This is a genomic window from Pseudoxanthomonas putridarboris (genome assembly GCF_038321125.1).
GTDB classification, from domain to species: Bacteria; Pseudomonadota; Gammaproteobacteria; order Xanthomonadales; family Xanthomonadaceae; genus Pseudoxanthomonas_A; species Pseudoxanthomonas_A putridarboris.
Genome location: NZ_JBBWWT010000010.1, coordinates 70,177 through 86,869 on the forward strand (window position 1 = coordinate 70,177; position 16,693 = coordinate 86,869).

The window sequence follows — 16,693 nt, forward strand, 5'->3', positions numbered from 1 at the left end:
CCCGCTGCATTTCGTAGGAGCGGCCCATGGCCGCGATGCTTTTGGCGGGCGGGGCCGGGTGATGGGAAAAGCATCGCGCCCAAGGGCGCTCCTACAACCACACTGAGCCCATGGGATGCCTATGCGGTCATCTCAACCCGGCGAAGCGCAGGTAGCCATCGACCATCTGCTCGCCCCAGAAGAACACGACCCAGCCGGCGATGGCCAGGTAGGGGCCGAACGGGATCGGCGTGGCGCGGTCGCGCCCCTTCATGCCCAGCCAGATCGAGCCGATGATGGCGCCCACCACCGAGGACAGCAGGATCGTCGGCAGCACACCGTTCAGGCCCACCCAAGCCCCCAGCGCCGCCAGCAGCTTGAAGTCGCCGCGGCCCATGCCTTCCTTGCCGGTGACCTGCTTGAACAGCCACCACACCAGCCACAACGCCAGGTAGCCGGCGATCGCGCCCAGCAGCGCGGGCTTGGCCGGCATATACAGGTTGTCCAGGCTGGCGATCAGGCCCAGCCACATCAGCGGCAGGGTCAACTGGTCGGGCAGCAGGCGCGTGCGTAGGTCGATGCCCGACAGCGCCACCAGGTAGCAGCTCAGCAGCGCCGCGCCAAAACCCTGCCAGCCGAAGCCGAAACGCCAGACCGACGCCACCGCCAGCACGGCGGTCAGCAGTTCCACCAGCGGGTATTGCGCCGAGATCGGCGCCTTGCAGTGCCTGCACTTGCCGCGCAGCACCAGCCAGCTGAACAGCGGGATGTTCTCGTACCACGACAGCTGCGCCTTGCAGTGCGGGCAGTGCGAGCGCTCCACCACGATCCCGGGTGGGGGCGGGTCGTACAGCTCCGGTTCCTCCAGCACCTCGCGGGCGTCGCGCTTCCACTCCCACTCCAGCCGCCGCGGCAGCCGCAGGATCACCACGTTGAGGAAACTGCCCACCAGCAGGCCAAGGCCCGCCACCACCGGATACCCCAGTTCGGGGTGCTGATCTAGGAATGCCATCGGGCGATTGTAATCGCTGGGATCAGATCGTCGCCGCCAGCTTGAAGATGGGCAGGTACATGCCGATCACCATGCCGCCCACCAAGGTGCCGATGATGACCATGATGAAGGGCTCGATCAGGCTGGCCAGTGCATCCACCGCGTTGTTGACTTCCTGCTCGAAGTACTCGGCCACCTTGAACAGCATGGTATCCAGCGCGCCTGCTTCTTCGCCGATGGCGGTCATCTGGATGACCATGTGTGGGAACACGCCCGTCTGCTTCATCGCCATGTTGACGGGGTAGCCGACGGCCACGTCGTCGCGCATGCGGTTGACGGCTTTCTCGTAGACCATGTTGCCGGTGGCGCCGGCCACCGTATCCAGTGCCTCCACCAGCGGCACACCGGCCTTGAAGGTCACCGCCGTAGTGCGCGCGAAGCGCGCGATGGCGGAATTGCGCATGATCTCGCCGATTACCGGGATCTTGAGGATGCCTCGGTCGACGGCATGCTGGAACGCAGGCGAGCGCTTGAAGAAGAACAGGCCGCCGAAGAGGGCAGCCAGGGCACCGAGTAGCATGACCCACCAGTAGGCCACCATGAAGCGCGAGGCCGCTACGATCATCTGGGTGAAGGCAGGCAGCTCGGCGCCGAAGCTCTTGAAGGTTTCCTCGAACTGGGGCACCACGAAGATCAGCAGGATGGCGCTGACGATGATGGCCACCGCGATGGTCATCGCTGGGTAGAACAGCGCCTTCTTGATCTTGCCTTTCAGCGCTTCCAGGTTCTCCTTGTAGTTGGCGATCGTGTCCAGCACCGTTTCCAGCACGCCGGCGCCTTCGCCCGCGCGCACCAGGTTGCGGTACAACTCATCGAACTGCACCGGGTACTTGCTGATGGCCTCGGACAGGGAACTGCCGCTTTCGATGTCGAAGCGGATCTGTTCCACCATCTTCTTCATGCGGACATTCTTCTGCCCGCCCTCGATGATCTCCAGCGAGGCCACGATAGGGACGCCGGATTTCATCATCGTCGCCATCTGGCGGCTGAAGAACGCGATTTCCTTTGGGGTGATGGGCTTGCCCGCCGAGCCGAACAGTGGCTTCGGCTTCGCCTTCACCACGGTAGGGGTGATGCCCTGCTTGCGCAGCTCGGCGCGCAGGAAGTTGACGTTCTTGGACTGCTGCTCGCCCTTCATCTTGATGCCGCGCTTGTCCGTGCCCTCCCAGACGAAGAGGTTCAGCGGGTTCTCGCGGGCGGGCGCGGGTGCTTTCTTAACGGCAGAACGGGTCACAGCCATCGGTTTTCCCCTGTCCGGCTTTCCCCAACCGGACTGTCATTGCCCATGGTAGCCGGTTATCGTCCGAAGGGAACCATCCCCCGTGTGACGGCGGGCAGGGTTTTGTAGGAGCGGCCCATGGCCGCGATGCTTTTGGTGGGCAGGGCAGGTCGAGCGGTGGAAGCCCATCGCGCCCATGGGGCGCTCCTACGGGATCAATCCTTGGTGACGCGGTTGATCTCGGCCAGGCTGGTCACGCCGTTGCGGACCTTCATCAGCGCCGACTGGCGCAGGTCGCGGATGCCCGCCTTCAGTGCGACTTCGGCGATCTGCATGGCGTTGCCGCCTTCCAGCACGATGGCCTGGATCGCGTCCGACATCGGCATGACCTGGTAGATGCCGGTACGACCCTTGTAGCCCTCGGTGCACTCGTCGCAGCCGACCGCCTCGTACAGGGTGATGCCGGCCGCGACCTCGACTTCGCTGAAGCCCTCGGCCAGCAGGGCATTGGGTGGCAGTTCAACGGGCTTCTTGCACTTGGAACACAGCCGGCGTGCCAGGCGTTGGGCGATGACCAGGGTCACCGAGCTGGTGATGTTGTAAGGCGCGATGCCCATGTTCATCAGGCGGGCGATGGTCTGCGGCGCGTCGTTGGTATGCAGGGTGGACAGCACCATGTGGCCGGTCTGGGCCGCCTTGATGGCGATCTCGGCGGTTTCCAGGTCGCGGATTTCGCCGACCATGATGATGTCCGGGTCCTGGCGCAGGAAGCTGCGCAGCGCCGCGGCGAAGGTCATGCCGCGCCGGGTGTTCTGCTGCACCTGGTTGACGCCGGGCAGTCGGATTTCGACCGGGTCTTCCACCGTGGAGATGTTGCGGATCTCGTCGTTCAGGATGCCCAGCGCGGTATACAGCGACACTGTCTTGCCCGAGCCGGTGGGGCCGGTGACCAGCACCATGCCGTAGGGCTTCTGGATGGCCGCCTCGAACAACGCCTGCTGGTCCGGCTCGTAGCCCAGCTTGTCGATGCCCAGCTTGGCCGCGCTGCCGTCCAGGATACGCAGCACGATCTTCTCGCCGAACAGGGTGGGCAGGGTGCTGACGCGGAAATCGATCTGCTTGGTCTTGGACAGGTTCAGCTTGATGCGCCCATCCTGCGGCACGCGCTTTTCTGCGATGTCGAGCTGCGACATGACTTTCAGGCGAGCGGCGATGCGATCCCGGAGCTTGACCGGCGCCTTGGCCACCTGCTTCAGGATGCCGTCGATGCGCAGGCGCACCCGGTAGTCGGTTTCGTAAGGTTCGAAGTGGATGTCCGACGCGCCGCGCTTGATGGCATCCACCAGCACCTTGTTGACGAACTTGACCACCGGGGTGTCGTCGCCTTTGGCGTCCACGGCACTGTCCGCGCCGCCGCCCATATCATCGTCGGTGCCCACTTCCAGGTTATCCAGACCTTCGTCGTCGTCGCCACCGAAGGTGCTGGTCAGATTGCTGGCTGCATTCAGCCATTGGTCCAGTGTGCGGCGCAGGGAGTCCTCGTCCACCAGGATGGCCTCGACGGCCAGGTTGGTGTGGAACTTCACCTCGTCCAGTGCATGGGTTTTGGTGGGATCGGAGACGCCGACGAACAGTTTGTTGCCGCGCTTGAACAGAGGCAGCACCTGGTGCTTCTGGATCAGTTCCTCGCTGACCAACTTGATGGCGTTGTGGGCCGGGTCGAAGGCGCTGGCGTCCAGCAAGGGCATGCCGAACTCGACGGCATTGGCGGCGGCCATCTGAGGTGCCGAAACCAGTTTCTTCTCGGCGACCCACTGGGCCAGCGGCACCTTGGCCTCGGTGGCATTGGCCATGGCGTTACGGGCGGCTGTCTCATCCAGCGCACCATCCATGACCAGGCGGCGGGCGATACCGGTAATTCCGACAAGGTTGGGTGTGGCGACTGCATTCATGGGCCAAGGTCTCGGAAACGGAGTGTCGCAAGTGTCTGTGGTGGTGAGCCTTGCAAGGAACGGGCCAAAGCTCCACAGGCCAGTGTATCGATCATAGGACAATCATTCGGGCGGCAGGGTGACGCCGTCGGCACTCCGCCATTGCCTGCGGGTAGCGGGTATTCGCCGCCGCTGAGGGTCACTTGAATGCGCTGCCGACCTGGTGTCGAATCTCCGACGGTTTCCCGAGTGTCCGCCAATCATGAATCGCTGGAAAGCCTCCGGTCTGCATCTGCTGTTGAGTCTGTTGGTGATCGGGGGCATCGCACTGTGCGCCTTTCTCGCCTGGTACCCATATGGGCTTTACCGGATCGCCGGCCAGGATCGCCTCCTGCTGATCATGCTGGGTATCGATCTGGTGGCGGGTCCGTTGTTGACGCTGGTGGTCTACAAGACAGGAAAACCCAGCCTTCGTTTCGATCTGGCCGTCATCGCACTGTGCCAACTGGGTTTCCTTGGCTATGGGTTGCATACGCTGTGGCAGTCACGGCCGGTCTTTCTGGTGGCCAGCGATATGCGCTTCAATCTGGTGTTCGCCAACGAAATCGACTCCGAGGCATTGGCCGAAGCCCCACGTCCGGAATGGCGGCGATTGTCTTGGTTGGGGCCACAGTTGGTCGGCGTCCGGCCACCTGAGGATGAAAAACAGCGTCAGGATTTGCTGTTCGCGTTCATGTCCACGGGCGTCGATCTAGACAAGCTGCCGCGTTATTACGTGGCTTACACGGGGATCGCGCCGGAGCTGCTGAGTCATGCCGAAGATCCGTGGCGGAGTGAATCCGGCGAGATTGCAGGCGGTAAAGTTCCCCTGCGCAAGGTGCCCGTGGTATCGCGTTACAACACGGGGTGGATGCTGGTGGATGCGCGCACGGGCAGGCCCGTACGTGTCATGGTGGAATAGGTGCGGACAGACTAGAGTGGCGTTGGTCGGAGAGTGTCTTCATCCACCGAAAAGATAGCGCCGGGTATCGGGGTTGTTCTTCCTCCACATGACATTGTCGAGGAAGTAGTGGTGGATATTGATGAAGATCCAGAAAATGAACATGAAGAGCGCGCCACCGAACAGCGCTTTGTCGTAGTCCACCCAACTGTCCAGATACATCGGGGCCATCCAGAATCCCAGGTAACCCAAAACCGTACCGAGGAACAGGAAAAGTGCGAACCCGGGCCATGGGCCGCGCCCGCGAAAGAGGCGTCGTTGGTCGGCATCGGTCTGGCGCTCGATATTCAACCGGTAGCGCCAGACGACGGCCAGGTATTGCAGTGAATGGAAAGCGGGGATGACCAGCAGCATGGCGGGGTGCCGGACAAGCAGCCATAGATAGAGACTGACCAGATAGGCGATAGCGCCATTCAATGGGACTGTCTTGTGCCGCCATGCCGAAAGTTTCTTCCACATGACTCGCAGCATCAGGGCTGTCGTCGCGCTGACGATTAACCAGGCCAGCCACATCATGCTGTCCGGTATGCCGAAAGTGTAATACTTCAGGTCCCAATAGTTGTGGACGGCGAGCGTGCGATTGACCAGTAGCCATGAGGTGATCCAGACGGCATAAGCGTTCACCAACAACCATCTTTTGTCGGCCGGATCAAAAAAATTGCGTTTGAGAACGGCATCGACCATCAGCATGCCGTAACCCTGCTTGACGTAGTGCCAGCCCACCAGGAACAGCATCAGATTGACGGCTCTGCCGAGCAGCAAGGTGTCCCGCGTAGCGATGCAGTAAGCAAAGAACGCTGCCAACAACAGGGGAACCAGAATGCCGGCAAAGAGATAGCGCCAGCGCAACGATGCAGGGAAGCGATCGCCAAAACCACGAGCTCGGAAATCTCGGTAGAACAGTTGGTAAGAGTGCGCGAAGTGCGGGTGGTTGATCAGATTCGCAACGAGCAGTGTCGAGGCCAACAGGGGTGTTGTATCGGCGCCTTGCGGCCACCAGTACATGACTAATAGCAGCGGCAGAATGGAGCCGCCGCCCAGCACCAGGAAGTCCCATACGGGGCCGATCAGATATCCCGTCGTGGCTGATTGAGCCCGAGATCCGTCGGACAGAATGCTATTTTCGAAAGCTGTGGACATCGGTTTGCATGCCCTGGCGAGAGCTCGGTTCTCGAAAAAAACATGGGGGCGTTGCCGCCCCCATGTTTTGCATACGACGAGTTGCTAAGACGCGATTACGGAGTCGGGGCCGCAGCGCCCTGGCAGCTACCCGGACGGAACTGCGGACCAATCGAGCCACCGCACGTCCAGGCCGGAATCACGCCTTCAGCGACGGAGCCGCCATCGGGCGTAAGGGTGATGGTTTGACCATCAACGCCAGTACCAATGCCCTTCGCCGTGGCCGTGACCGTGTTGCCATTCCAAGTGATATCCGACACATACTGGGTTTCGACGGCGACCGGCGTGTACTGGGCAGCCGTCGGCAGCGCATTGTTGCTGGCCACGAACTCGGAGATCGCCGTGCGCGAGGCCGAAGCGGCAGTGATCACTTCGGACACCTTGGCCTTCTTGGTGTAATCGCTGTAAGCCGGCAGCGCGATGGCGGCCAGGATGGCGATGATGGCGACCACGATCATCAGTTCGATCAGGGTGAAGCCCTGCATGTTCTTCTTCATAACAAATTCCCCTTTCAGGATTGGCTTGGTTGGTTTAGGGACACACAAGCCCCGTGTCCCTAACATGGTGGACCGTGGGCGCCGCGCGTACGGCTGCACGTGCTTGAGTAATGCAGCAGGATGTGTGCCAACTTCCAGCGTTCCCTGACGGCTCCCCCAAACCTTCCCCGGAATGGAGCCCAGACGCTGAAGTCGGCGCGACTATCGCATCATTTCCCGGGCTTGTGTATCGGGGAATAAGCTCATTCCGGGGAGCGATCACAGATTTGGAATCCTCCGCCCTCCGACGGGTGACGTGCCCGGCGAGTCAAAGTGTTGGCGCGATGACGTTGATGGTCACAATGTGACGCAAAGTGTCAGTCAGGGTGAGGCGGACCCGCGTGTAGGGCAGGGGATGACGCAAGGGACAAAAAACAACGGCGTTGCCCGACATGCCGCCAACCCCTCGGCGCATGTGCAGGAGCGGCCTCGGCGCGATGCCTTTGGCGGAGGTCGGGGAAAAGCATCGCGCCCAAGGGCGCTCCTACAGTGGACGGTCACGCTAGGGGGCGATGGCCGCCGCGCCTACTCCATCCCCAGCTTCTTCAGCTTGTAGCGCAGGGCGCGGAAGGTGATGCCCAGTTGGGCGGCGGCCTTGGTCTTGTTCCAGCGGTTGTCTTCCAGCGCCTTCTGGATGGCGGCGCGTTCCAGTTGCTCGATGTAGTTGGGCAGGGCACCGCTGGCCGGGTCGATGTCGATGGCGCCGGGAGCGTCGCGGACCACTTCGCCGGCGCTGAAATCGCCGCCGAACTTCTTTTGCCCGCCGCTGTTCTGCGGCAGGTACAGGTCGTCGATCTCGATGCTGTGTCCTTCGGACATCGCCAGCGCGCGCTCCAGGATGTTCTCCAGTTCACGCACGTTGCCGGGGAAGGGATAGCGGCCCAGCGCTTCCATCGCCTCCGGCGACACCGACGGCGCCATGCGGCCGTGCTGGGCGGCCAAGCGTTCCAGGATGGCGCTGGTCAGCTGCGACAGGTCGCCGGTGCGTTCGCGCAGCGGCGGCACGCGCAGCTCGATGACGTTGATGCGGTAGTACAGGTCGTGGCGGAAGCGGCCATCGGCGGCCAGTTCGCCCAGGTCCTTGTGGGTCGCCGACAGGATGCGCACGTCCACCTGCGCCTCGCCGGAGGCGCCGACCGGGCGCACGGCCTTCTCCTGGATGGCGCGCAGCAGCTTGACCTGCATGGGCAGCGGCAGCTCGGCCACTTCGTCCAGGAACAGGGTGCCGCCGTTGGCGGCCTGGAACAGGCCCTGCTTGTCGGCGTGGGCGCCGGTGAAGCTGCCCTTCTTGTGGCCGAAGAATTCGCTTTCCATCAGCTCGGCCGGGATCGCGCCGCAGTTGACGGGGATGAACGGGCCGGCCGCGCGGGCGCCCTGCTCGTGGATGGTGCGGGCGACCAGTTCCTTGCCCACGCCGGACTCGCCCATGATGTAGACCGGCGCCTGGCTGCGGGCCACCTTGCCGATGGTCTCGCGCAGCCCGGCCATGGCCTGCGAGTTGCCCAGCAGGCGGCTGGCCTGCTCCGGCGGGGGCGGGGGCGGCGCGGCGCGCTCGCTGTTGTTCAGTTCCAGCGCATGCTTCACCAGCCCGCGCAGGACGGTCAGGTCCACCGGCTTGCTGACGAAATCGAAGGCGCCGGCCTTCAGGGCCTCCACCGCCAGTTCGATGTTGCCGAACGCGGTGATCATGGCCACGGGGGTGTTGGGGTAGTTGCGTGCGATCTCGCCCACCAGGTCGATGCCGTTGCCGTCGGGCAGGCGCATGTCGGTGAAGCAGAGGTCGTAGGTGTTGCGGGCCAGCAGCTCGCGGGCTTCGCCCAGGTTGGCGGCGGTGTCGATGCGCAGGCCCATGCGGCCCAGCGTCAGTGTCAGCAACTCACGGATGTCGCGTTCGTCGTCGACGATCAGGGCGCTACGGCTTTGATTCATGCATCCCCCCTATTGCCCCTGTGCGGGCAGTGTAACGGCTGAATGTGATTGATGGTAGGCAAGCGTCTCGCAGGAGCTCCCCGGGGTGCGATGCTTTCTCGTTCATGTATTCGTGTGGGGGAGCAAGGAGCCTCGCGCCCATGGGGCGCTCCTACAAGGGAGTCGCGTCTGTAGGAGCGGGCCATGCCCGCGATGCTTTTGGCGAGGGTGGAGGAAAAGGCATCGCGCCCATGGGGCGCTCCTACGGGAGGTTGGAGAGATTGTAGGAGCGGCCATGCCCGCGATGCCTTTGGGCGGGCAGGCCCCGGAGCAAGAGCATCGCGCCCGAGGGGCGCCGGGACGTATCAGGCGGGCAGCAGGGCGTGCGGGCCGGGCAGGGTGATGCGGAAGCAGCAGCCACCGCCGGGGACCGGCACGTATTCCAGCGTGGCCTGGTTGGCCCGGCACAGCTCGCGGGCGATGTACAGGCCCAGGCCGGTGCCGTGCTCGGAGGTGGTGAAGAACGGGCGGAACAGCTGCGCCGCGACCCCCTCCGGGATGCCCGGGCCGCGATCCATCACGTCGATCATCGGCCGGCTGTCGGCCTGGAACACCCGCAGCCGCACCCGGGCCGACTCGCCGGGCAGGCGGCCGTAGTTCAATGCATTCTGCACCAGCACGGTGACCACCTGCTGCAGGTGGCGCGGATCGACCAGGGCGGGGACCGGCCTGGCGCCGATGATGGCCTCCAGCGTGTCGGTCTCGATGGACATGGTCTGCTGATAGTCGTCGACGAAGCGCCGCACGAAGGTGTTGAGGTCCACGTGCTCCGGGGTGGCGCGCTCGCGCCGGGCCAGGCCCAGGACGCTCTCGACGATGCCGTTGGTGCGCTGGCACTGCTGGTGGATGATCTGCAGCAGGCGGCGGTCGCCGTCGGCGATCTGCTGGGACTCCTCCAGCAGTTGCACGGCGTAGTTGATGGCCGCCAGCGGGTTGCGGATCTCGTGGGCCAGGCTGGCCGAGAAGCGGCCCAGCGCGGCCAAGGTCAGCGACTCGGCCCGCCGCGACACCACGGTGGCGTCGTCCAGGAAGATCAGCGAGACCTCGCTGTCGGCCAGCAGCCGGGCGAAGCGGGGCTGCACCTCCGGCTGGTCCGGCGAGAGCTGCATCGGGGTCTCGTCGGTCTGCCAGCCGTTGCGCCAGCGCTGCAGGCGGCGGGCCAGCTCGGGCGCCACGTGGATCAGCGAGACGCCCTTGCCGTCGCCGTGGCCGTCGCTGCCTTCGCCCAGCAGCAGGCTGGCCGCCTCGTTGGCCAACTTGATGTGGTTGTCCGCATCCACCACCAGCACGCCGGTGCGCATGCGGCGGATGATCAGCTCGTTGACCTGGAACAGGTTCGCCACTTCCTCGCCGCGCTTTTCCGCCAGCGCCTGGCTGGCCCGCGTCTTCTGGCCGACCTGGTGCGACAGGTAGGCCAGCGACAGGTAGCTGACGGCGAACATGATGACTTCGGCCAACGAACGGTTGGCGCCCTTGTCGTGGATGCCGGTCCAGAGGGATTCGACGAACATCGCGCCGATGGCCAGCAGCGCCACCACCACCGCCAGCCGCGTGGACGGCAGCAGCAGGGCGGCGGCGGACACGTTGAACAGCAGCATCATGGCGATGCCGGCCGTGGCCGCGGGCAGGGCGTGGGTGGCCAGCGCGGCGACGGCGATGTCGATGCAGACGCTGGCGAAGACCGTGACCGTCAGCCAACGGACGTTGCGGCCGATGAAGAAGAACAGCAGCGCCAGCACCAGATAGCCGATGGTGACCGCGGTGCCCAGTTCCGGGTGGCGCGCTTCGCCCAGCACCTCGCCCAGGGGACTGAACAGCAGGCCCGCCAGGATCCCGGCCTCCAGCAGCCGGTACAGCGCGAAGAAGTACAGCTCCCGGCGTGGAACCGACTCGATGCGCGACATGATCGACTGGGCGTGGCGCAAACTCGTACTTCCCCGGTAACGAGGCCGACAGTATAGGCACGCTGAGGGCGGTCCGCCCCGGACGGGCCCTTTCCCACCAAAGACTTAGACGCCGGGTTTTGCGCCGCCCGTCCCCGTCGGCGACAATAGGGGGCTCGTCCGCGCCGCCGCCCCCGTGGCCCCGGCCGTGGGCGGTGTCTTCTGTTCCCTACCCACGGTGACGCATGAATTTCCACGAATACCAGGCAAAACAACTGTTTGCCGAATATGGCATCGCAGTTCCGGCCGGCCGCGTCGCGCGCACGCCGGAAGAAGCGGTCGAAGCCGCGAAGTCCATCCCGGGCGACCTCTGGGTGGTGAAAGCCCAGATCCACGCCGGCGGCCGCGGCAAGGCCGGCGGCGTCAAGCTGGCCAAGACGCTGGACGAAGTGAAGCAGTACGCCGCCGCGATGCTGGGCACCCGCATGGCGACCTACCAGTCGGCCGGCGTGGCCCTGCCCATCGACGCCGTGCTGATCTCCGAAGGCACCGATATCGCCAAGGAGCTGTACCTGTCCGTGCTGGTCGACCGCGCCACCAAGGCCGTCACCTTCATCACCTCGTCCGAGGGCGGCGTGGAGATCGAGAAGGTCGCCGCCGAGACCCCGGAACTGATCCACCAGCTGGACGTGAACTTCGTCCAGGGCCTGCAGCCCTACCAGTGCCGCGAGATCGGCTTCAAGCTGGGCCTGAACGCCAAGCAGGTCAACCAGCTGACCAAGATCATGCTGGGCCTGTACAAGCTGTTCAACGAGAAGGACCTGGCCCTGGTCGAACTGAACCCGCTGGCCATCCTCACCAACGGCGACCTGGCCGTGCTGGACGGCAAGGTCAACTCCGACGACAACGCCAGCTTCCGCCACCCCGACCTGGTCGCCATGCGCGACAAGGCGCAGGAGGACGAGACCGAGGTGCTGGCCAGCGAGCACGACCTCAACTACGTGACCATGGACGGCGACATCGGCTGTATGGTCAACGGCGCCGGCCTGGCCATGGCCACCATGGACGTGATCAAGCTCAACGGCGGCGAGCCGGCGAACTTCCTGGACGTGGGCGGCGGCGCCACCAAGGAGCGGGTGACCACGGCGTTCAAGCTGATCCTGTCCAGCGACAAGGTGAAGGCGATCTTCGTCAACATCTTCGGCGGCATCGTCCGCTGCGACATGATCGCCGAGGGCATCATCGCCGCGGTGAAGGACGTGGGCGTCAAGGTGCCGGTGATCGTGCGCCTGGAAGGCACCAACGTGGAAGCCGGCAAGGCACTGCTGCGCGATTCCGGCCTGGCCATCATCCCGGCCGACGACATCAACGACGGCGCCAAGAAGTCGGTCGCGGCGGTCGCCGCCTGACCTGTTGATTTCCTTCTCCCGCTTGCGGGAGAAGGTGCCCGAAGGGCGGATGAGGGCGCTTTCGAAAGCAGACCCTCACCCCAACCCCTCTCCCGCAAGCGGGAGAGGGGCCCAAACACCAAGGATTTTCAAATGAGCGTTTTGGTCAACAAGAACACGAAGGTCATCGTGCAGGGCTTCACCGGCCAGCAGGGCACCTTCCACGCCACCCAGATGGTGGAATACGGCACCCAGGTGGTCGGCGGCGTGACCCCCGGCAAGGGCGGCACCACCCATATCGAACTGCCGGTGTTCAACACCGTGCGCGAAGCGGTCGAAGCCACCGGCGCCGACGCCTCGGTCATCTACGTGCCGCCGCCGTTCGCGGCCGACGCCATCCTGGAAGCGGCCGACGCCGGCATCAAGGTCATCGTCGCCATCACCGAGGGCATCCCGGTGCTGGACATGCTGCGGGTCAAGAACACGCTGAAGGGCTACCCGGGCGTCACCCTGATCGGCCCCAACTGCCCCGGCATCATCACCCCGGGCGAGTGCAAGATCGGCATCATGCCGGGCCACATCCACAAGCCGGGCAAGATCGGCATCGTCTCGCGCTCCGGCACGCTGACCTACGAAGCGGTCAAGCAGACCACCGACGTGGGCCTGGGCCAGAGCACCTGCATCGGCATCGGCGGCGACCCGATCAACGGCCTGAACTTCGTCGAAGCGCTGACCCTGTTCAACAACGACCCGCAGACCGAAGGCATCATCATGGTCGGCGAGATCGGCGGCAGCGCCGAGGAAGAAGGCGCCGAGTACATCGCCAAGCACGTCAAGAAGCCGGTGGTCGGCTTCATCGCCGGCGCCTCGGCCCCGGCCGGCAAGCGCATGGGCCACGCCGGCGCGATCGCCAGCGGCGGCAAGGGCACCGCGGAAGGCAAGTTCGCCGCGATGGAAGCGGCGGGCGTCACCACGGTGCGTTCCCCGGGCGACCTGGGCGCGGCGATCGCGGCGCGGTTGAAGTAAGCCTCGTTCTAGTCAGGCATGCAGAAAGCCGCCTTCGGGCGGCTTTTTGTTTGGGCGCAAGCGCGAAAGGCGCCCTCATCCGCCCTTCGGGCACCTTCTCCCGCAAGCGGGAGAAGGGTTTCATCCGGCGATATCGCGATCGAACCGAACACGGCGCCGATACGGCGCCGGGCCTGATGCCCGCGATTTCCTTTTCGCACGATAAAGTTGGTAGGGAACCCCTCTCCCGCTTGCGGGAGAGGGGCAGGGGTGAGGGTGCGTGGGGAGATGCCGACAGCTGCGTGCGGGCTTTACCGATGGAAGCGTTTGACCCACAGCCGGACACTCGGCCATCGGGAAATCCTGAGATGATCCATGCGTCAAGGACAAAAGACGGGTGCGGCGCGACGGCTTCGCCGGGAGGCGACGGATGCCGAGCGGCTGCTATGGCATCGCCTGCGCAATCGCACGCTGTCCGGCTTGAAGTTCCGACGACAGGTCCCGGTTGGCCCTTACGTCGTTGACTTTCTTTGTATCGAGTACCGCCTCGTCGTTGAGGCCGATGGCGGCCAGCATGCTGAACCCGGCATGGATGCTTCGCGCGACGCCTTCTTGCGGTCGAAAGGCTTCCGCGTCCTGCGCTTCTGGAATAATGACATCCTGATGCGGCTGGATGTGGTCTGCGAAACCATTCTCCTGGCAGCGTATCGTCCTCCATTGTTCCTCCCCCCATGCCCGGGGGAAGGGGCAGAACCAGAAGGCTGACATGTCCCAGACCCTCCGCATTGCGATGGCCCAGTTCGACTTCCCGGTCGGGGCGGTGGAAGAGAACGCCGGGAACATCATCCGTATGATCGCCGAAGCGCGCGACGAGTACGGCGCCGACGTGGTGCTGTTCCCGGAGCTGGCGATCAGCGGTTATCCGCCGGAGGACCTGCTGCTGCGGCCGCGCTTCCTGGCCGACTGCGAGACCGCGTTGGGCGAAGTGGCGGCCACCACGCACGGCATCGTCGCGGTGGTGGGCTGGCCGCAGAGCGCCGGCAGCGTGGTCTACAACGCCGCCAGCGTGCTGCGCGAAGGCGCCATCGAGACCACCTACCGCAAGCGCGAACTGCCCAACTACGCGGTGTTCGACGAGCGCCGCTACTTCGACGTCGATCCCGACGGCGGCGCCTGCACCTTCGAGGTGAAGGGCGCGACGCTGGGACTGATCATCTGCGAGGACCTGTGGTTCCCGGAACCGCTGGCCGAGACCGCCGAGGCGGGCGCGGTGATGACGCTGGTGCCGAACGCTTCCCCCTTCGACCGCGACAAGCACGCCGAGCGCGACGCGTTGCTGGCCGAGCGTACGCGCGACACCGGCATGGCGCTGGCCTACCTCAACGTGGTGGGTGGGCAGGATGCGGTGGTGTTCGACGGCGCCTCGGTGGTGGCCGACGGCGACGGCACGGTGCATCCGGCGGCGGCGGCGTTCACCGACCAGTGGCTGGTCGTCGATTTCGACGTGCAGGCGCGGCGCTTCAGTCCGGTCGTGTGGATGGACGACGGCGACGAGAGCCGCGACGCGCTGGCCTGGCGCGCCATCGTGCGCGGGGTGCGCGACTATTGCGGCAAGAACGGTTTTTCGAAGGTCTGGCTGGGCCTGTCCGGCGGCATCGACTCGTCGCTGGTGCTGGCGCTGGCGGTGGATGCGCTGGGCGCGGGCAACGTCACCGCAGTGCGGCTGCCGTCGCGCTACACCGCCGAGTTGTCCAACGACCTGGCGCGGGAGCAGTGCGAAGCGCTGGGCGTGCGGCTGGAGACCGTTTCCATCGAAGCGCCGTTCAAGGGCTTCCTGGAGGCGCTGGGGCCGCTGTTCGGCGATCGCCCGGTGGATGCCGCCGAGGAGAACCTGCAGTCGCGCAGCCGCGGCATCGTCATGATGGCGTTGAGCAACAAGTTCGGCGGCCTGCTGCTGACCACCGGCAACAAGAGCGAGTACGCGGTCGGCTACACCACCATCTACGGCGACATGTGCGGCGGCTATGCGCCGATCAAGGACCTGTACAAGACCGAGGTATTCTCGCTCGCGCGCTGGCGCAACACGGTGGGCGGCGCGCCGGTGATCCCCCCGGCGGTGATCGACCGCCCGCCGTCGGCGGAGTTGCGCGAGAACCAGAAGGACCAGGATTCGCTGCCGCCGTACGACGTGCTGGACGCCATCCTGTTCCGCTACGTGGACCAGGAGCAGTCGCGCGACGAGATCGTCGCCGCCGGGTTCGATGCGGCCACGGTGGACCGCATGCTGAGGCTGGTGCGCATCAACGAGTGGAAGCGCCACCAGGCCGCGCCCGGCCCCAAGGTGTCGCGCCGCGCCTTCGGCCGCGAACGGCGCTACCCGATCACCAACAAATACGCCCTGTAGGGTGCGCCCTGGCGCACCGCTGCCCGATGCGTCGTCTGTCCTGTGGGAGCGCCCCATGTGGGAGCGACGTGAGTCGCGACGGACGAAGTACTAAGTCGCGACTCACGTCGCTCCCACGGGGACTTGCTGGTGCGCCGGGGCGCACCCTACGAAAAAAGGGCCTTTCGGCCCTTTTTTCGTGATGCGCGGAGGTCGCGCAATCAATCGTCGTTGCGGCGTTCCACGGTGTTGATGGACTTCTCGCCGGCGAACGGGTTCAGCTTGCGCACCATCCACGGGTAGTCCGGCCACTTGCCGGCCAGCCAGGGGTGCCGCGGGTCGTTGAGTTCCAGCACGCGCCTGGCGTCGGCGGCCAGCGCCTGGTTGTCCAGGCGGGTGTAGGCCTCGGCCAGCACGGCCACCGCGTCGTACTGGTAGGCGCTCTGCGGGTAGGTTTCCAGCAGGTAGCGGGCGCGGCTGGCGGCCGACACCCAGGCGTGGCGGCGCAGGTAGTAGATGGCCGTGTCCAGTTCGTGCAGGGCGAACTGGTCGCGCAGCGCGACCATGCGCAGGCGCGCGTCGGCGGCGTAGCGGCTGTTCGGGTAGCGCTCGGCGACGATGTTCAGGTCGCTGTAGCCCTGCATCGGCGTGGCCAGGTCGCGGCGGCTGGCGTCCAGGCGCCAGACCTTCTGCAGGAACACCGTGTCGCGGTTGGAATTGGCCAGGCCGCGCAGGTAGTACATGTAGGGGATGTTGCGATGGGTCGGGTAGGTGCGGATGAAGCGGTCCACGGTGGACACGGCGTCGTCCAGCTTGCCGGACTTGTACTCGGCATACGCGGTTTCCATCAGCGCCTGCTCGGTGTACGGGCCGTACGGGTACTGCGCGATCAACTGGCGGAAGCGGAGCCGGCCACGGTCCCAGTTGCCGTTCATCATCGACTGGTGGGCCTCTTCGTACATGACCTCCACCGGCTGGTTCTCCGGGGCTTCCTTCTTCTTGAAGATCTTGCCGCAGCCGGTGCCGGTGCCGGTGACGGCGATGGCCAGCATCAGGGCGACGATCCGGGCCGAGGCGGGAATGCGGGGGAAGCGGGAAAAGGCACGCTGGGTCATGGGCTGGCGGCAGGCCGCGGCAAGGAAACAGGGTGTCGATGATAGCCTAGGCGCTG

The 16,693-nt window shown here is 65.1% G+C and carries 13 protein-coding genes; 5 read left to right on the plus strand and 8 right to left on the minus strand.

Going from position 1 to position 16,693, the window contains the following annotated elements; translation table 11 throughout:
- Positions 1 to 127 precede the first annotated feature (127 nt).
- From AAD027_RS16550 to pilB, 3 genes are all read right to left on the minus strand, one after another.
- Positions 128 to 991, minus strand: a complete 864-nt coding sequence (locus tag AAD027_RS16550) for a prepilin peptidase (protein WP_341727130.1) — start codon at positions 989 to 991, stop codon at positions 128 to 130.
- A 22-nt stretch (positions 992 to 1,013) separates the two neighbouring features.
- Entirely contained in the window at positions 1,014 to 2,270 is a 1,257-nt protein-coding gene (locus AAD027_RS16555; RefSeq protein ID WP_341727131.1) for a type II secretion system F family protein, read from the minus strand.
- A gap of 194 nt (positions 2,271 to 2,464) precedes the next feature.
- Entirely contained in the window at positions 2,465 to 4,201 is a 1,737-nt protein-coding gene (pilB, locus tag AAD027_RS16560; RefSeq protein ID WP_341727132.1) for a type IV-A pilus assembly ATPase PilB, read from the minus strand.
- A 241-nt stretch (positions 4,202 to 4,442) separates the two neighbouring features.
- Between pilB and AAD027_RS16565 the strand changes: the two genes are divergently transcribed.
- Positions 4,443 to 5,141 carry a hypothetical protein gene (locus AAD027_RS16565; protein WP_341727133.1) on the plus strand — a complete coding sequence of 233 codons (699 nt, stop codon included), beginning with the start codon at positions 4,443 to 4,445 and terminating at the stop codon, positions 5,139 to 5,141.
- A 39-nt stretch (positions 5,142 to 5,180) separates the two neighbouring features.
- Here the strand turns inward: AAD027_RS16565 and AAD027_RS16570 are convergent, their stop codons facing one another.
- From AAD027_RS16570 to AAD027_RS16585, 4 genes are all read right to left on the minus strand, one after another.
- Positions 5,181 to 6,320, minus strand: coding sequence for a hypothetical protein (locus tag AAD027_RS16570; protein WP_341727134.1), 1,140 nt, complete (start codon positions 6,318 to 6,320; stop codon positions 5,181 to 5,183).
- 95 nt (positions 6,321 to 6,415) lie between these two features.
- The gene (locus AAD027_RS16575; RefSeq protein ID WP_341727135.1) at positions 6,416 to 6,856 is read right to left on the minus strand and encodes a pilin; all 441 of its coding nucleotides are present in this window, start codon (positions 6,854 to 6,856) and stop codon (positions 6,416 to 6,418) included.
- 564 nt (positions 6,857 to 7,420) lie between these two features.
- Complete coding sequence (locus AAD027_RS16580) at positions 7,421 to 8,824, minus strand: sigma-54-dependent transcriptional regulator (protein WP_341727136.1); 1,404 nt, start codon at positions 8,822 to 8,824, stop codon at positions 7,421 to 7,423.
- A 344-nt stretch (positions 8,825 to 9,168) separates the two neighbouring features.
- Positions 9,169 to 10,788, minus strand: coding sequence for a sensor histidine kinase (locus tag AAD027_RS16585; RefSeq protein WP_341727137.1), 1,620 nt, complete (start codon positions 10,786 to 10,788; stop codon positions 9,169 to 9,171).
- A 203-nt stretch (positions 10,789 to 10,991) separates the two neighbouring features.
- Between AAD027_RS16585 and sucC the strand changes: the two genes are divergently transcribed.
- The 4 genes from sucC to AAD027_RS16605 all read left to right on the plus strand — a co-directional run bounded on the left by sucC (position 10,992) and on the right by AAD027_RS16605 (position 15,543).
- Positions 10,992 to 12,155, plus strand: coding sequence for an ADP-forming succinate--CoA ligase subunit beta (gene sucC / locus AAD027_RS16590; protein ID WP_341727138.1), 1,164 nt, complete (start codon positions 10,992 to 10,994; stop codon positions 12,153 to 12,155).
- Positions 12,156 to 12,287: 132 nt separating this feature from the next.
- Positions 12,288 to 13,160 (plus strand): succinate--CoA ligase subunit alpha, encoded by an 873-nt coding sequence (gene sucD / locus AAD027_RS16595; protein WP_341727139.1) that lies wholly within the window; start codon positions 12,288 to 12,290, stop codon positions 13,158 to 13,160.
- A 354-nt stretch (positions 13,161 to 13,514) separates the two neighbouring features.
- A complete protein-coding gene (locus AAD027_RS16600; protein WP_341727140.1) occupies positions 13,515 to 13,904 on the plus strand; it encodes an endonuclease domain-containing protein in 390 nt (129 codons plus the stop codon).
- A 1-nt stretch (position 13,905) separates the two neighbouring features.
- Positions 13,906 to 15,543: an NAD+ synthase gene (locus AAD027_RS16605; RefSeq protein ID WP_341727141.1), complete on the plus strand. Its 1,638-nt coding sequence runs from the start codon at positions 13,906 to 13,908 to the stop codon at positions 15,541 to 15,543.
- 200 nt (positions 15,544 to 15,743) lie between these two features.
- On the opposite strand, the gene AAD027_RS16610 is transcribed toward AAD027_RS16605, so the two are convergent.
- A complete protein-coding gene (locus AAD027_RS16610) occupies positions 15,744 to 16,637 on the minus strand; it encodes an outer membrane protein assembly factor BamD (protein WP_341727142.1) in 894 nt (297 codons plus the stop codon).
- Between the last annotated feature and the right edge of the window lie 56 nt (positions 16,638 to 16,693).

Bases quoted from the DNA above. Each gene is read 5' to 3' on its own strand.
- sucD (WP_341727139.1), top strand. From the start codon at position 12,288: ATGAGCGTTTTGGTCAACAAGAACACGAAGGTCATCGTGCAGGGCTTC.
- AAD027_RS16600 (WP_341727140.1), top strand. From the start codon at position 13,515: ATGCGTCAAGGACAAAAGACGGGTGCGGCGCGACGGCTTCGCCGGGAG.
- sucC (WP_341727138.1), top strand. From the start codon at position 10,992: ATGAATTTCCACGAATACCAGGCAAAACAACTGTTTGCCGAATATGGC.
- AAD027_RS16570 (WP_341727134.1), bottom strand. From the start codon at position 6,320: ATGTCCACAGCTTTCGAAAATAGCATTCTGTCCGACGGATCTCGGGCT.
- AAD027_RS16555 (WP_341727131.1), bottom strand. From the start codon at position 2,270: ATGGCTGTGACCCGTTCTGCCGTTAAGAAAGCACCCGCGCCCGCCCGC.
- AAD027_RS16580 (WP_341727136.1), bottom strand. From the start codon at position 8,824: ATGAATCAAAGCCGTAGCGCCCTGATCGTCGACGACGAACGCGACATC.
- pilB (WP_341727132.1), bottom strand. From the start codon at position 4,201: ATGAATGCAGTCGCCACACCCAACCTTGTCGGAATTACCGGTATCGCC.
- AAD027_RS16550 (WP_341727130.1), bottom strand. From the start codon at position 991: ATGGCATTCCTAGATCAGCACCCCGAACTGGGGTATCCGGTGGTGGCG.
- AAD027_RS16565 (WP_341727133.1), top strand. From the start codon at position 4,443: ATGAATCGCTGGAAAGCCTCCGGTCTGCATCTGCTGTTGAGTCTGTTG.
- AAD027_RS16610 (WP_341727142.1), bottom strand. From the start codon at position 16,637: ATGACCCAGCGTGCCTTTTCCCGCTTCCCCCGCATTCCCGCCTCGGCC.
- AAD027_RS16605 (WP_341727141.1), top strand. From the start codon at position 13,906: ATGTCCCAGACCCTCCGCATTGCGATGGCCCAGTTCGACTTCCCGGTC.
- AAD027_RS16575 (WP_341727135.1), bottom strand. From the start codon at position 6,856: ATGAAGAAGAACATGCAGGGCTTCACCCTGATCGAACTGATGATCGTG.